General features: G+C 46.4%; 9 protein-coding genes. 3 read left to right on the forward strand and 6 right to left on the reverse strand.

Annotated elements, in window-relative coordinates:
- Positions 1-375: 375 nt before the first annotated feature.
- The 6 genes from FAM09_RS14025 to FAM09_RS14050 all read right to left on the reverse strand — a co-directional run bounded on the left by FAM09_RS14025 (position 376) and on the right by FAM09_RS14050 (position 11,641).
- Complete coding sequence (locus tag FAM09_RS14025) at positions 376-3,003, reverse strand: MGH1-like glycoside hydrolase domain-containing protein (protein WP_136577745.1); 2,628 nt, start codon at positions 3,001-3,003, stop codon at positions 376-378.
- A gap of 140 nt (positions 3,004-3,143) precedes the next feature.
- On the reverse strand, positions 3,144-6,191 hold the full coding sequence (locus tag FAM09_RS14030; RefSeq protein WP_243751672.1) for a TonB-dependent receptor: 3,048 nt from the start codon (positions 6,189-6,191) through the stop codon (positions 3,144-3,146).
- 122 nt (positions 6,192-6,313) lie between these two features.
- Positions 6,314-7,399, reverse strand: coding sequence for a FecR family protein (locus FAM09_RS14035; RefSeq protein ID WP_136577746.1), 1,086 nt, complete (start codon positions 7,397-7,399; stop codon positions 6,314-6,316).
- A gap of 112 nt (positions 7,400-7,511) precedes the next feature.
- Positions 7,512-8,063, reverse strand: a complete 552-nt coding sequence (locus FAM09_RS14040; protein WP_166437139.1) for a GNAT family N-acetyltransferase — start codon at positions 8,061-8,063, stop codon at positions 7,512-7,514.
- Positions 8,064-8,077: 14 nt separating this feature from the next.
- Positions 8,078-10,792: a TonB-dependent receptor gene (locus tag FAM09_RS14045; RefSeq protein ID WP_136577747.1), complete on the reverse strand. Its 2,715-nt coding sequence runs from the start codon at positions 10,790-10,792 to the stop codon at positions 8,078-8,080.
- 159 nt (positions 10,793-10,951) lie between these two features.
- Positions 10,952-11,641, reverse strand: coding sequence for an RNA polymerase sigma factor (locus FAM09_RS14050; protein ID WP_136577748.1), 690 nt, complete (start codon positions 11,639-11,641; stop codon positions 10,952-10,954).
- Positions 11,642-11,945: 304 nt separating this feature from the next.
- Here FAM09_RS14050 and FAM09_RS14055 point away from each other — a divergent pair, with 304 nt between their 5' ends.
- The 3 genes from FAM09_RS14055 to FAM09_RS14065 all read left to right on the forward strand — a co-directional run bounded on the left by FAM09_RS14055 (position 11,946) and on the right by FAM09_RS14065 (position 15,471).
- The gene (locus FAM09_RS14055) at positions 11,946-12,218 is read left to right on the forward strand and encodes a MoaD/ThiS family protein (RefSeq protein WP_136577749.1); all 273 of its coding nucleotides are present in this window, start codon (positions 11,946-11,948) and stop codon (positions 12,216-12,218) included.
- A 747-nt stretch (positions 12,219-12,965) separates the two neighbouring features.
- The gene (locus tag FAM09_RS14060) at positions 12,966-14,048 is read left to right on the forward strand and encodes a WD40/YVTN/BNR-like repeat-containing protein (protein WP_136577750.1); all 1,083 of its coding nucleotides are present in this window, start codon (positions 12,966-12,968) and stop codon (positions 14,046-14,048) included.
- Positions 14,049-14,280: 232 nt separating this feature from the next.
- Positions 14,281-15,471 (forward strand): FecR family protein, encoded by a 1,191-nt coding sequence (locus tag FAM09_RS14065; protein ID WP_136577751.1) that lies wholly within the window; start codon positions 14,281-14,283, stop codon positions 15,469-15,471.
- Positions 15,472-15,665: the final 194 nt, after the last annotated feature.

Below are 15,665 nucleotides of genomic sequence, written 5' to 3' on the forward strand. Positions count from 1 at the left end.
GAACCTGCAAGTTATGGGTTTCTGCAATAAGAAATAGTTTAACTACTCCCTGTCATGCCTGAATGCGCAAAAAACGCCATTTGTGCTGATCTCAATCATACATTTTTATACCGCATAAAATGGTGCGTTGTAAACAAAATCGTTTTGCTAAAAGGGAGAAGAAAAGGTTGAAAGAAGGCATAGAGGCAAAAGGCATAGAGGCATAGAGGCATAGAGGCATAAAGGCAACGAGGGCAGAGAATGCAGCTTCAAGCCCCAAGCTACAAGCTGTTAGCAAAGCCCTTTCAGCTTTCGGCTGTATTCGCGTGCAGCGTGAAGCGTGAAGCTTGAAGCTTGAAACTTGCAACTGTATTCCATTTTCAAATTTTCAAATTACTAAATTTTCAAATCAGCTATTGGGCTATTCTTCATCACAATTAAATTCGCAATTAATCCCGTCCACCCGGTTTGATGGGAAGCGCCGAGGCCGCGGCCATTATCGCCATGAAAATACTCATGGAACAAAAGATGATCGCGGAAGTGCGGATCGTTTTGCAGTTTATCATTATCGCCAAACACCGGCCGTTTGCCCTGTTCATTGCGCAGGAAGATTGCCAGCAGGCGGTTGGCAATTTCCGTTCCTACCTCTTTCAACGTAAGATAATGTCCTGAGGCGGTGGGGTATTCTATTTTAAAATCATCGCTGTAATAAAAATGGTATTTACGCAGGCTTTCAATGATCAGGAAGTTCATGGGCATCCATACCGGTCCGCGCCAGTTGGAATTGCCGCCGTACATATCGCAGTCGCTATCGCCCGGCACATACGGCACGCTCATTTCAACGCCGTTTAATTTAATATTGTACGGATGCTGCGCATACTGGCGGGATAAAGAGCGCACGCCATAATCGCTCAGGAACTGCGTTTCATCGAGCATGTGGCTCAACAATCTTTTTATGCGGTGGCCACCCAGCAGGCCCAGCAGGTGCGTATCCTGTTTGCCTTCCTCGTACCAGCGCGATACAAGCAATGCCAGATCGGGGCGGTGGCGCAGGAACCAGTTCATGCGTTCGGCAAACACCGGGTTATTATCCAGCGTTTCCTTCGTGATCACTTCTACCGCAAACAAGGGGATCAACCCCACCATGCTTTTCACCTTCAGCTTTACGACCTGGTGATTCTTTACGCGTACCTGGTCATAATAGAATTCATCTTCTTCATCCCACAACCCGGTATGATTTTTACCCATATTGGCCATGGCGCCTGCGATGTACAGGAAGTGCTCAAAAAATTTGGTGGCCATGCCCGTGTAGGCCTTATTGTGAGTGGCCAGTTCCAGCGAAATGTGCAACATGTTCAATGCATACATGGCCATCCAACTGGTTCCGTCTGCCTGTTCTGCAATAACGCCTTCGGGTAACGGCGCGCTGCGGTCAAATACGCCGATATTATCCAGACCGAGGAAACCGCCTTCAAAAATATTATTATCCTCTTTGTCTTTGCGGTTCACCCACCAGGTGAAGTTGATGAGCAGTTTGTGAAAGATGGATTCCAAAAATTCAAAATCCTTTACACCTTTGGCTTTTGCATCGAGCCGGAAGATGCGGAACACGGCGCCGGCATGTATCGGGGGATTCGCATCGCCCAACGACCATTCATAAGCGGGCAACATGCCCGACGGATGCATGAACCATTCCTCCGTGAGCATTTGCAATTGCTGCTTCGCAAAATCAGGGTCTACCATGCCGATGGTCACACAATGAAAACCCAGGTCCCACGCGGCATACCAGGGAAACTCCCATTTATCGGGCACCGAAATAATATGTTCGTTGTTGAGTTGTTTCCAGTCGTTATTACGGCCCTGCCAACGCTGGGGCGGCGGCGGTGGTGTTGCAGGATCGCCATCCAGCCATTGCTGTACTTTATACGAATAGAATTGTTTATTCCACAACATGCCGGCAATCGCCTGCCGGTGAATGCGTCTTTCATCTTCATTGGTAATGTGCTGTTGCTGATCGGCATAAAACGCATCGGCCTCTGCCAGCCGTTGGTTGAAGAGAGCTTCGAAGTCGACAAATGCGTCGCTGGTTTCATGATCGCATAACCGCAGGCGAATGGTATGGGAGGAACCGGCTGCGATCGTCAATTCATAATTGATGGCGGCCTTCGTGCCCAGCATGCCCGGGTTCACCGATCGCTTACCATGGATCAGATGATCAACAATGCCATCTTTGGGGTACGGTTGCCTGTTATCGTAGTTATATAAGCGCTGCGTATTGGTTTCATTTTCGCAGAAAAGCATCTCTCCATCGCCTTCGAAATACAATTCCGACACCGCTAATTTCTCATGTTCTATTCTGATGGAATGATCGCTGTTCTTATACAATGCAGGTTTATAATCATGCCGGCCCCAGGCCCAGGTATTGCGAAACCAGACTGTAGGCAGCACATGCAGGCTCGCATCTTCCTTACTGCGGTTATGAATGGTAATTTTGATGAGGATATCGTCGGTGCCGGCTTTTGCATATTCCGTGTATACATCGAAGTAGTTGTCCTCATTGAAGATGCCGGTATCTATCAATTCAAATTCCGGTTCCAGCCGGCTGCGGCGGGCGTTTTCCTGGATCAGCCATTCATACGGATATTCCTGCTGCGGATACTTGTACAGCATTTTCATGTAGGAATGGGTAGGCGTTGCATCGAGATAATAATACAACTCTTTCACATCCTCGCCATGATTGCCCTGCTGGTTGTTCAACCCGAAGTAGCGTTCTTTTACACAGGCATCTCTTTTGTTCCAGAATGCCAATGCAAAACACAACAGTTGTTTGTCGTCGCTGATGCCGGCAATGCCTTCTTCGCCCCAACGCCAGGCTTTGCTGCGCGCCATATCGTGGGTAGTAAAATTCCAGGCATCGCCATTGGCGCTGTAATCTTCCCGTACGGTTCCCCATTGCCGGTCTGAAACATAAGAGCCCCATCTTTTCCAGTGGGGTTGATGTAGTCTTTTTTGTTCTTGATTCATTGCTTGTTTGTAACGTGCAGCACAAGGTAAATGTTTAATTGTATAGCTAGTAGTAAGTAGTAAGTAGCTAGTGGGATTTATATTCGGAGCTCGCTACTGCCTTCCCCTACTCGCTACTCGCCACTTACTACTCGCTTAATCTACAGCTTACAATTAATAGTAAGTAAAAAAGTACTGCCGGTTTGACTAAAGTGTGAACCATCATACGTAGCAATATGGTAGCGGCCGTTAAAGGTAACGGCGTTGATGTTCTTTCTATACGCAACGGGATCCTGCAAAATGGCCTGGCCTTCGCTGTTCAATGCTTTCAATTGGTACTGCGGCAAAATATTGAACAGGTTATTTACCGTGAAGGAAGCGCCCAACCAGGGCGTGAACTGGTAGCCCAGATTTGCATCGGTAACCAGTTTGGTTTTAAAGACCATCTTTATGTTCTTGTCTAATCCTTCGCTGCGGAAAGTAGCCGGACCAAACAAGGTGTTGTTTACATTGAAGGTCCATTTAGCCAAAGTAAGGTCAGTGCCCAGGATAGCTTTGAATTTTGGCCGGCTGGTTAACAGAATAGCTTCCTGCATATAATCGAAAATTGCCTGGCCTGCATCCTCTATCAATTTAGGATTCGATACCACACCCAGCAATTGATTGGCAATGGTATAATTGCCGGCCAGGTTAATGGTTGCACGGCCGGTATTCAGCACGCGGATGTTTTTAAGGGTTGCTACCAGGTCGAGCCCCTGCGTATTGGTGCTGATGCCATTGGTAAAAAAACTAACGCCAATGATCCCATTGGCGCTTAGTACTGCATCGAGCTCTGTATTTCTATTACGGGTATGTGCAATGTCGGAACTGAGAATAATGCGGTCCTTAATATTGATATTATAATAATCGAGGGTTAAGCTGAAATCCCGGAAGGGTCGTAAGCCGAAGCCTGCTGTAAAGTTCACAGATCGCTCGGGCTTCAGGGCCGGCACACCCAACACCCGGGCCTGCATACTTTTATTGCTGACCACGCCTTTTGTTTGCACGCCCATGCCGGGTGAAAAGATCTGTTGAACAATTTGCAAATTTACCTGGTGCAACGCGGGCGCCCGGAAACCGGTTGAGACCGATGAGCGCAATGTGAGCTTATCACCGGCCAGTTTCTTTCGGCCACTCACCTTCCACACAAAAGCGCCGCCAAAATCATTGTAATACTCCTGCCGTGCCGTGGCGTTGAGCAGGAGCGATTTCGAAACATCATAACTTACATCAAGATAACCGCCAATATTAAACCGGTTACTCGTATTGGCGTTGATGTTAGCAATGCCCGAAAATGAAATGGGCCCCGTACCGGTAAAAGAAGCTTTGTCGCCGGCAAAAATGGTAAAGGTCTCATTCCTGAACTCGGTACCAAAGGCAACAGACAATTGCTCATTCACGGTGTGGGTAATATCAACATTGCCTACCATATGGTGAAAGGCATAGCCACCGGGACGGAACGAAGTAGGGCTTTGCGCGCCCATGGAAGGGTTCCAGGTATTGTCAACCGAATACAATTGGCGGTTGCCGCCGATGGTTGCGCTTACATCTGTAGTCCACAACCCTTTCTCCTGTTTAAAACCCAGCGTAGCATTGTAATCGTTCAGGTCGCCGGCGAAGGTTGGCCCAAACCCCAGGTACGGCGAGGCAGTATCATGTAATAAATGATAGGGATCCTGTTTCCAGTACGACGTGCGGTAGTTGGCATAGCTTTGAATGTTCTTGTATACATACGCTGCATTCGCATAAAAGGAACCGTTATCATTTACCGGAATGGCGGCATTCACCAGGAAGCGGGCGGCGGTTATAGCCGGCGTGCCGTTCACATTGCGCGCATCGGGAAATTGTTCCAGGAAGGCTTTCACTCTTTTCAACCCTTCGGCAGTGCCATCGCCCAGGTCGATATTATCCTGCTCGGCATCTACTTTACCCGGCCGGTTGGTGCGGTTCTCTTTTTGAAAATTGATGGTATAGTTCGCAAATCCTTTGTCGCCGATATTAACGCCGCTGTTGATGCTGTTGTGAACAGAAAACCCATCGCCCCGGCTGGTAATTCCCGTACCGGCTTTGAAACTGGTGTACTCAAAACGGTCTTTTAAAATAATATTCATTACACCGGCAATGGCATCTGATCCATACTGAGCAGATGCGCCATCGCGCAAAATTTCAACGCGCTTGATGGCCTCCAGGGGAATGGCAGAAAGATCGGTCTCCGTTTCACCACGCCCGGGTGAAGTTTGGATATACGCCAGCGAACCGGGATTCTTTCTTTTACCGTTTATTAAAATGAGCGTACGGCTCGGTCCCATGTTCCTGATCTCGTAAGGATCAGACAAAGAAGTGGCGTCATGCACGGGCATGTTCACCGTATTGAAAGAAGGTGCGCGGAATTGCAGGGCTTTGTCGAGCGACAACTGGCCGGTAGAAAGCAAATCGGCGCCGTTTATATTATCAACCGGCAGCGAGGTATTGGTGAAGGTACGTTGTGCGGCGCGACTGCCAACCGCCACCACTACCCCACTCAGGTCGGTGGCGGCATTGTTCAACGTTACATTTTTCACCGCATCGGCCCGTTGCATTTTTATGGAGGTTACATAACTGCTATAGCCTACGCTGCTGTAATAAATTTTGTGGGTGCCGTCTTCCAGGGCCAGCCGGTAATTGCCATTGGCGTCGGTAGTGGTGCCTTTGGCTAAACCGATTACGATAATGGAAACGCCTTGTACCGGTTCATTCTTTTCATTACGTACGGAACCCTGTAACAGGCTATATTGTCTGGTAGTGCTGTTCGCTTTTTTATTGGCATCTGTTATATAGCGGCCGGGCGCTTCGGAAATGATGATCTGGGTGGGGGAAACTCTTTTGAAGGTAAGTCCGAATGGGGTCAGCAGCGAGCGTAAGGCATGATCGGGATTGCTGTCGGTGAGGGTATCCAGTACGGTGTTCTTGTTTTGCACCAGTTGTTCGCGGTACAGAATGCTTACGCGGAATCTCTTTTCCAGAACGGCGATCACTTCTTTAAGGGGTAAACTATTTTCGGGTTCTATGGTAAGCTGGGTTGTTTTGCCGTTTTTTTCGTTTTTGGCAATTCGCTGCCCATGCACGGTATACACCATGCATAAGGATAAACCTAATACAATAAGCCAATAATGATACAGGCTTTTTCTCATAAACAAATTATGCTTAACGCTTAAGGCTGAACGCTTAACGCTTTTTCCCGAATGCTGGGTTTCGCGCTGGTAATTCGATCTTTCCGTATTTCGCGTTCCGCGTTTAGCGTTCCGCGTTCCAATTATTCTATAATGACCTGGTTCCCCTCCCTGGTTACCTTTGCATTGAGCAATTCACTCAGGATGCGAAGCATCACCTGCTCATTCTGTAATTCCAGCGTACCCGAAATCGGCTGTGTGGCCAGCTCGGGTTTGCGTATAATGAAATCGTATCCAAAATATTCCTTCAGCGTTGTACAGATCTCCTGCACCGGCGTTTTTTCGAACCGGTATTTCTGTTCCATCCAGGAGGTAAACAACACCGGGTTGGCGCCACGGGTAATAATTTCTCCCTGCGATGCATTATACTGGCAATAATCGTTTGGCTGCATGATCGTTGTGGAATGGCTGGCCGGAATACTGAACCGGACTTTCCCCTGTCGCAGGAGCACCCCGGTGGTATTGTTTACGCTCTTTACATTGAACTCCGTTCCCAGTACTTCTATCACGGCATCCCCTGCATATACGGCGAAGGGTTGTGCTTTTCCGGCCTGCTCAAGATGACGTACTTTGAAAAAGGCTTCCCCCGTTACCCATACCTCACGTTTGCTGCCGGTACGGTTGGCGTTGAAGCGGATGGATGAGTTGGCATTCAGCACTACTTCTGAACTATCAGGCAACAGCACCGTTTTAATAGCTGCATACGGTGTGGAAATAAACGTATAGGAAGGCTTCCTTACATAATACAGCACCCCTGCGCCGATCAATAAACCCGCCACTACCGCCGCAGCTTTCCACCAAAGACGAACGACCGGTTTGCGGGCAACAGTTACCAATTGTTCATTGGCAATGGTATTATCGATCCGTAGTTTCAGGTTGGTATAAAAATCATCGGCTACCGGTTCTTTTTTAAAATCAAAAGAACGGATCGTGTCAATGGCTTTTTGTGCGGTTTCCTTATTTGCCGGATTGGCATTCATCCATTTAGCCCACGCCTGGTTATTTGCTCCCTCCGGATCCAATACCCAATTGATAAACGATTCGTCCCGAAGGAAGTCATCGATCTGATATTCTTTATATTTATCCATTGTTATCTCAATGTCTTTATTCTTAATAACTATCAGTTTGTGGTTTGTAGTTTGTGGTTTGTGGTTATTTAATTCGTGCATTCATTTTTTTCCAGTAACTAATAAAATCAGAAGTTCGGAGATCTAAAACTTAATAGCGCACCCCGATATTCGGACCAACAACAAACAACAAACCACAAACAACAAACAATTATTACCATTTCCAAACAACTATACTCCACTCCTCCCCATCCGGCGCCACATACTCATGTATCGTTTCAAACCCGATGCGTTTATGCGCGTTTATAGAACGCTGGTTCCTGGTAGCGATCTCGGTAATGGCAAAGTCGTACCGGTCTTTAAAATTATTTCTATAGGCAGTATAGCATTCATCCAGGATGCCTTTCCCCCGGTAACCTGCGGCAACACATACCTGTCCCACCACCATATAGCGCCAGTCGGCCACCTTTTTATTCTGATAGTTCACCTGCTCAAACAGCTCGAACATCGGTATAAGGATCGGAATATCGAACCGCGAGCGGGCCGTCATGGCCAGGATATAGGCGATAACCCGGTCATTGTCCTTCGCGATCACATGCGCTTCAATATCGTTCATTTTAAGCAGATCCTGAAAACTGTGCGAAACGGTTACAAATCCCTGCGAGGTTATCTGTTCTCCCGTTAGCCCTGCGGCTAAATTTTGCTTTTGCAGCTCCAGGATCTGCTCAAGATCTTTATTTGTTTTCGTCGTTGTAAATTCTATCATAGCCTACAGGCAAGCTACAATTTAAAGTTCAGCGTTGCCAAAAACGTTGTTCCGAGCTGACTGAAATGCGATCCGTCGTACGTTACCATGCTGTACCTGCCATTAAAGGTAATGGCATTTATGTTTCTTTTCACCAGGGCCGCATCGCCCAGCACCGCATCGCCGTCGGTATTCAATGCTTTCAACTTCCACTCGGGTTTTATATTGAATATGTTATTTACTGCTATTGATGCACTTACCCGGCTGCCGAAATTATACCCGATGTTCAGGTCGGTAAGCACTTTGGTTTGAAATTCCAGTTTCAGGTTTTTATTCAACCCATCATTACGGAAGGTAGTGGGTCCGAATAACGTATTGCCGAGGAAGAAATTCCATTTTCTGTAAGAAAGATCACCGCCCAGCATGGCTTTGTATTTGGGCCGGCTGGTTAACAACAACGCTTCCTGAATATAATCAAAGGTACTCTGGCCGGCATCACTGATCAATTTAGGATTGGTGATGTTGCCATCCAGTTTGTTGTTCAGGGTGTAATTACCAGCGAGGTTGATGGTGAGCTTGGCGGAAGTGCTTACCGGAATGTTCCTGTAATTGGCCACTACATCAATACCTTCTGTAACAGTTCTAATTCCATTGGTGAAGAAGCTTACCCCAACAATGCCGTTGTCGCGTAACACGTTATCCAGCTCGGTATTACCGGCCGCTGTATTCGTAATGTTGGAGCTGAGGATAATGCGGTCTTTGATATCGATATGATAATAGTCCACTGTTACGCTTAAGTTCTTTGTTGGCGTGAAACCAAAACCGGCTGTAAAGTTCACTGATTTCTCCGGCTTTAATGCGGGTACACCCAGCAGGTGCGCCTGCGGACTCTTATTACTTACGATACCTTTTGTCTGGATCCCTTGTCCGGGCACAAAACTTTGCTGTGCTATTTGCAGATTGATCTGGTGTAAGCTGGGCGCTCTGAAACCGGTTGACACAGAAGAGCGCAACGTGAGTTTATCATCGGCCATTTTTGCGCGGCCACTGATCTTCCATACAAAGGCGCTACCGAAATCGCTGTAATACTCTTCGCGAATGGTACCGTTTATCAATATCGCTTTGGAGAGGTCGTAACTGATATCGAAGTAACCCCCAATATTAAAGCGGTTCACTTTGATGGCATTTATTTCGTTCACGCCGGGGAATGAGTTGGAGCCTTCGCCGGAATACGAAGCGGTATCGCCCGCAAAGATCTGGAAGTTCTCACTGCGAAACTCGCTGCCGAACCCTATGCTCAATCTATCCGTCACTTCCTTGCTGATATCAATATTTCCTACCACATGGTTAAATCCATAACCGCCGGGTTTGAACCGGATCGGGCTTTTTGATCCCAGCGAATGGTTCACCGTGTTCTCTACGGTATACAATTGTTTATTACCACCGGTGGTAAAGCTGATGTCGTTCGTCCAACCGCTTTTGATGGTCTTGAACCCTACAGTTGCGTTATAGTCGTTTAAGTCGCCTTCGAAGGTGGGACCGTAGCCCACGTATTCTGTACCGGCGGCATGCAACAGGCCATAATCCTGTTTCCAGTATGGCGTGCGGTAGTTGGCATAGCTTTGCACTTTTTTATAAACGTAAGCGGCATTGGCATAGAAGCTGGTGTTTTCGCTAACCGGGAGCCCTGCATTGATCACGAATTTAGCGGCCGTATTGGTTGGCGTACCATTGATATTTCTGGCATCGGGGAAACGGGCCAGGAAGGCTCTCACCTCCTGCAGGCTGGCGGCGGTACCGGCGCTTAAGTCGTTGTTGTCGCCCTCTGCATCTACATTACCCGGACGATTGGTCTTGTTTTCCCGTTGAAAATTGATGGTATAATTGAGGAACCCTTTGCTACCAAAATTAGCGCCGCCGTTCAGGCTGGTGAGGAGAGAAAATCCATCGCCCTTGTGGGTTAAACCGCTGGCGATCTTAAAATTGGTATACTCGAACCGGTCTTTCAGGATGACGTTCATTACACCGGCAATGGCATCAGAACCATATTGGGCGGAAGCGCCATCCCGCAGGATCTCTACCCGCTTGATGGCTTCGGTGGGAATAGCAGCGAGGTCGGCGCCGGTTTCGCCACGGCCTGGTGAAGTTTGAATATACACCAGCGAGCTGGGGTTCTTTCGCTTTCCATTAATAAGGATCAGCGTACGACTGGGACCCATGTTCCGGATCTCATACGGGTCTAACAATGAAGTGGCATCATTTACCGGGGTGTTCACGCTGTTAAAAGAAGGCACCCGCAATTGCAGGGCTTTATCAAATGATAATTGTCCGGAACTTTGCAGTTCAGACGCATTGATATTATCAACCGGTAAAGGCGTGGTGGTGAAGGTACGTTGTGAAGCGCGGCTACCCACAGATACCACTACTTCGCTCAGGTCGGCCACGGCAAATTGCAGCACCACATCTCTGGTAACGGTGGAATTATCGATCTTAACTGAAAGGGAATAGGGGTTAAATCCTACACTGGTAACATAAACTTTATAGGTACCCGCAGGTAAAGAAAGGCTGTAACTTCCTGTTGTATCAGTAGAAGTTCCGCCTTTGTTGCCAGCTACAATAATTGATGCGTTGGACAGGGGTTCGCCGCTTTCAGACTTTATGGTTCCCTTTAAAATTCCCTGCGCGGCTGCAGTTAAGTTCAATAGCAGTAGCATAGCCACCACGTTGATGGCATACATTAATTTTCTCATGTGACTGATTTAATAATGGTTTACAATGAAAAGCAAGCTTTCGCTGTAAAAAACCCCGCGCGGGTTTTGTATATGAGGAGAATATTTGGAAAATTACCCCATGGGGAGAAAAAAATTTTCTGTTACCGGTTTCCGGTTTCCGGTTACCGGGCAAAAAATTCAGAGAGCCCGATTACAGATGGAGTGATCGACATACAAGGCCTGGCAACTGGTACCTGGTAACCGGTAACTATAAACAACAAACCACAAACAACAAACCACAAACAACAAACTACAAACCATATTCTCCCTTAACGTAGCAATGGCCCTGCCCATTAATTTGTAACAGGCCTTTACCGATAAGTTCATGCTTTGGGCGATGTCTTCAAAATTAAGTCCTTCATAATACCGCAGGTAAATGACTTCTTTCTGTTTGGGGGTGAGGGTCAGTAACACGTTTTCAATTTGTTGCCTTATCAGTCGCCGGTTTTCATTATGTAGAACAAGTGCTTCGGGGGTAAGCTGCAGATCAAAAGTATAAGTATGTTCCTCGTCGGCTTGCAGGGATTGCAAGCGGTGCTGCTTTTCGAGCACGTGGAGCATGGAGGTACGAACCGATTTAAATAAATAACTTTTAACGGAAGAATGAATATCGATTTTTTGCCGGTTGGTCCACAACCATACAAACACATCATGTAGCACATCTTCCACGGCCGGCAGATCGGGCAGGAACTTTAAACCGTATTGCGTGAGCTGGCGAATGTATTTATTATAGAGCAGGGTAAAAGCGGCATAGTCGCCTGATCGCATATGAATGATCAGCGACTTATCCTCCTGTGTGTTATGTGAATCGAAGGGTGTCCGGGACATGTACGGTCAGATTGCCGGTAAATAGGCAACGTACAAACTTATAGCGTGTGTTACGTAGCCGCCTGTAATTTAACAACAAAATACAGTCCCGCGACATTTCGATAATGAATATATGTGGCCATTTGCCCCCTTTCATCGCTTAAAATCCAGCTTCAGCCAATGGGTTTCCCGGTTTATCGGCTTTATCCAAAGTCAGCTTTTCTGAATAAAATAATTCAGTAGCTTAGAAGCAGCGAGTAGCTAGTAGCGAGTAGGAAAGCACAAAATTGAGCCCCACTAGCCACTAGCTTCTTACTACTAGCCCATGGTTATTGTAAAATTCACATACGCTTTAAAAAGGTTTTTTCCGAAGCTGACCGATACCACCGCAGCCGGAAAAACGCTCAGGGCCGTTTTGGATGAACTGGAGGCGCACTATCCCGGTGTAACCCGGTATGTGCTGGACGACCAGGGCCGCCTTCGTCAACATGTAAACATCTTCATAGACGGCTCCATGATTAAAGACCGTACTACCCTTACCGATCCGTTCCGGGAAAACAGTGAGATCTATATTATGCAGGCCTTATCCGGTGGATAGCGCGATAATGAATATTGAATATTGAATGTCCAATGTAGAATGGCGAAGTAGAATACAGGAATGCATTCATTGTAAAGTTAATTGGTTTTCACTTCGACATTGGAAGTTCTTCGGTTCAATATTCAATATTAAAAATATCGAATATTGAATGTCCAATGTAGAATGATGAAGTGGAATACAGAATTAATGAAAAATGAGAAATGTTGAATGAGAAATGAAGAAGTAAAAGACAGAAATGTATATCGAATGATAATTGCCCAAGGCATAAGTTTTCTCACTTCGACATTGGAAGTTCTTCGGTTCAATATTCAATATTAAAAATATCGAATATCCAATGTCCAATGTAGAATGGCGAAGTAGAATACAGGAATACGTTCATTGTAAAGTTAATTGGTATTCACTTCGACATTGGAAGTTCTGCGGTTCAATATTCAATATTAAAAATATCGAATATCGAATGTCCAATGTAGAATGATGAAGTGGAATACAGAATTAATGAAAAATGAGAAATGTTGAATGAGAAATGAAGAAGTAAAAGACAGAAATGCATATCGAAAGATAATTGCCCAAGGCATAAGTTTTTCACTTCGACATTGGAAGTTCTTCGGTTCAATATTCAATATTAAAAATATCGAATAACCAATGTAGAATGTCGAAGTAGAATACAGGAATACGTTCATTGTAAAGTTAATTGGTATTCACTTCGACATTGGAAGTTCTTCGGTTCAATATTCAATATTATTCAATATGAAATCAACGCTTTTATTGGGAACCCGGAAAGGGTTTATAGCTTATCGCTTTCAAAACAATAAATGGAAAATAGAGAATTGCTCATTTGAAGGCGTTCCAGTTTCTATTGCTTATGCCGATCCGCGCAACGGCACCTGGTGGGCCTGTCAGGACCACGGGCACTGGGGCGTGAAATTACAGCGCTCGAAAGACAGAGGTAAAACCTGGGAAGAAGTGACCGCACCGGCCTACCCCGAAGGCGAAGAAGTAAAAGACGGCGTGCCCGCCACCACCCGCTATATGTGGTCGATGGCGCATGGCGGCAATCATAATTTATCACGGTTATGGATAGGTACCGACCCCGGCGGACTGTTTGTGAGTGAAGATGAAGGCAACAGCTTTCAACTCGTAGAATCGTTATGGAAACACCCTACCCGCAAAGAAGGCTGGTTTGGCGGTGGCCGCGACCTGCCCGGTATTCATTCCATTATCGTTGATCCCCGCAACGAAGATCATATTCATATTGGCATCAGTTGCGCCGGCGTATTTGAAACAACCGATGCCGGCAAAAACTGGGCTATTTGTAATAAAGGTTTACGCGCCGAATTTCTGCCCGATCCCAAGGCGGAAGTTGGCCACGACCCGCACATCGTAGTAGCAGCGCCTTCCAATCCCGATGCATTATGGCAACAGAACCATTGCGGCATCTTTCGCACTACCGATGGCGCTAAGAACTGGCAGGATGTTAGCCAACCCCAGGGACCGGCCCGCTTTGGCTTTGCCATTGCCGTTGCCGACGACAATCCCGACCAGGCCTGGGTAGCACCCGCCGATAGCGATGAAAACCGCACGGCCATCAAAAATGGTTTGGTTATTTGCCGAACCGATGATGGTGGTAAAACCTGGAAACAACTTCGCAAAGGATTACCACAGGAAGACTGTTTCGATATTGTATATCGCCATGCTTTGGTAAGTACCGGCGATGCACTTGCATTTGGGACCACTACCGGCAACCTGTTCTTTTCACCCGATCGCGGCGAAAGCTGGCAGGTTATTAATAATTATTTACCGATGATCTATTCGGTGCAGTTTGTTGATTAAATAAGCCAGTAGCGAGTAGTGAATAGCTAGTAGGCGCTTTAAAACTTCATTACCCGCTACTTTTTACCAGCTTCTGATTACCTTCCTACTTATCACTCACTAGTAACTGACGCTCCCCCACTAGCCACTCGCCCCTTACTTCTTGCTCCTTCCCAGGTAGTTATAATTTTTTTAAAAAAACTTACAACAAACCGTAGGGTGCCGCTATCCTTTTGGTACATATATAAGTAGTATGGACAAGCATTCATTTTTCAGCATATTGGATAAATACCAGGATGGCACAGCCAGCCCTGCGGAAAAAGCATTGATAGAAGAATATTACCGCAGGCTTGAAAAGGCAGGCACTATCGAACTATCGGGCGAAGAGGAAGCAGCCTTAAAAGAAGCGATGTATAAACAGATCGCCACCAATTTAGAGGAACCCAAAGCAACCATCATCCCCATAACAAGAAAAAACTATAGCAGCGTAGCGGCAGCAGCAGTTTTATTGATGGTGATCGGCGCTGGTAGTTATTTCTGGTTATTAAAAAAGCCAGCCCCCCCTGTAGCGCAAACAAAAACTTCCAACATAAAACCCCAGGACCTGCCACCCGGTCGCGATGCCGCGATCTTAACGCTGGCAGATGGACAAACCATTATCCTGGATTCTGCCAATGGCACCATTTCACAACAGGGCGGCGCAACCGTAGTTAATAACAACGGTAAGGTTTCCTATGCAAACACATCCGGCAATAATAGCCAACCTGCTGTGGTATATAATAAAGTATCCACCGCACGGGGTAATCAGTACCAACTGGTATTGGCAGACGGATCAAAGGTGTGGTTGAACTCAGCCAGCTCCCTTCGCTTCCCTACTTCGTTTACAGGTAACCGGCGTGAAGTGGAACTGGATGGCGAAGGCTACTTTGAGATCGCCAAAGACGCATCGAAACCATTTCATGTAAAAACCAAAACCCAGGACATTGAGGTATTGGGAACGCATTTTAATGTGAATGCGTATTCCGATGAAGATGCCACTAAAACAACATTGCTTGAAGGATCGATAAAGATGAAGCCGGAAGCCGGCGGTCAGGGGTCGGAAAAGTCAGTGGTCTTAAAACCAGGCGAGCAGGCCGTAATAGCAGCCAACACCCCTCTTTCCGCGCACCATTCACCATTTACCATAAACCACTCGCCTGATCTAGAGAAGGTAATGGCCTGGAAGAACGGCTGGTTTGAATTTGATGAAACCGATATAAAAATGATCATGCGACAAATAAGCCGGTGGTACGATGTTGATATCAGGTACGAAACAAAAACTAACAATGAAAAATATGGGGGCCGTATCAGTCGCAACCTGAACCTTTCCAACATCCTGAAGATGCTGGAAAATTATGGTCTGCATTTCAAATTAGAAGGAAAAACGTTGACCGTTATAAAATAATGTGCAAATGAGAAAATGGGAAAATGTGCAAATGTGCAAATGGGAAAATGATAAATACAGTTTTATAAAGTACTATTCAGGAACTGGAACATTGTAACGAAAAGCAAGACACAATTGGCAATAGGCAGAAGGTTGTTGGAGTTGTAGTGGTTTTAACAATTGAGAACAGTGCATCAATCAACAACAACAAGTAA

The organism is Niastella caeni (assembly GCF_004834005.1).
Lineage (GTDB): Bacteria > Bacteroidota > Bacteroidia > Chitinophagales > Chitinophagaceae > Niastella > Niastella caeni.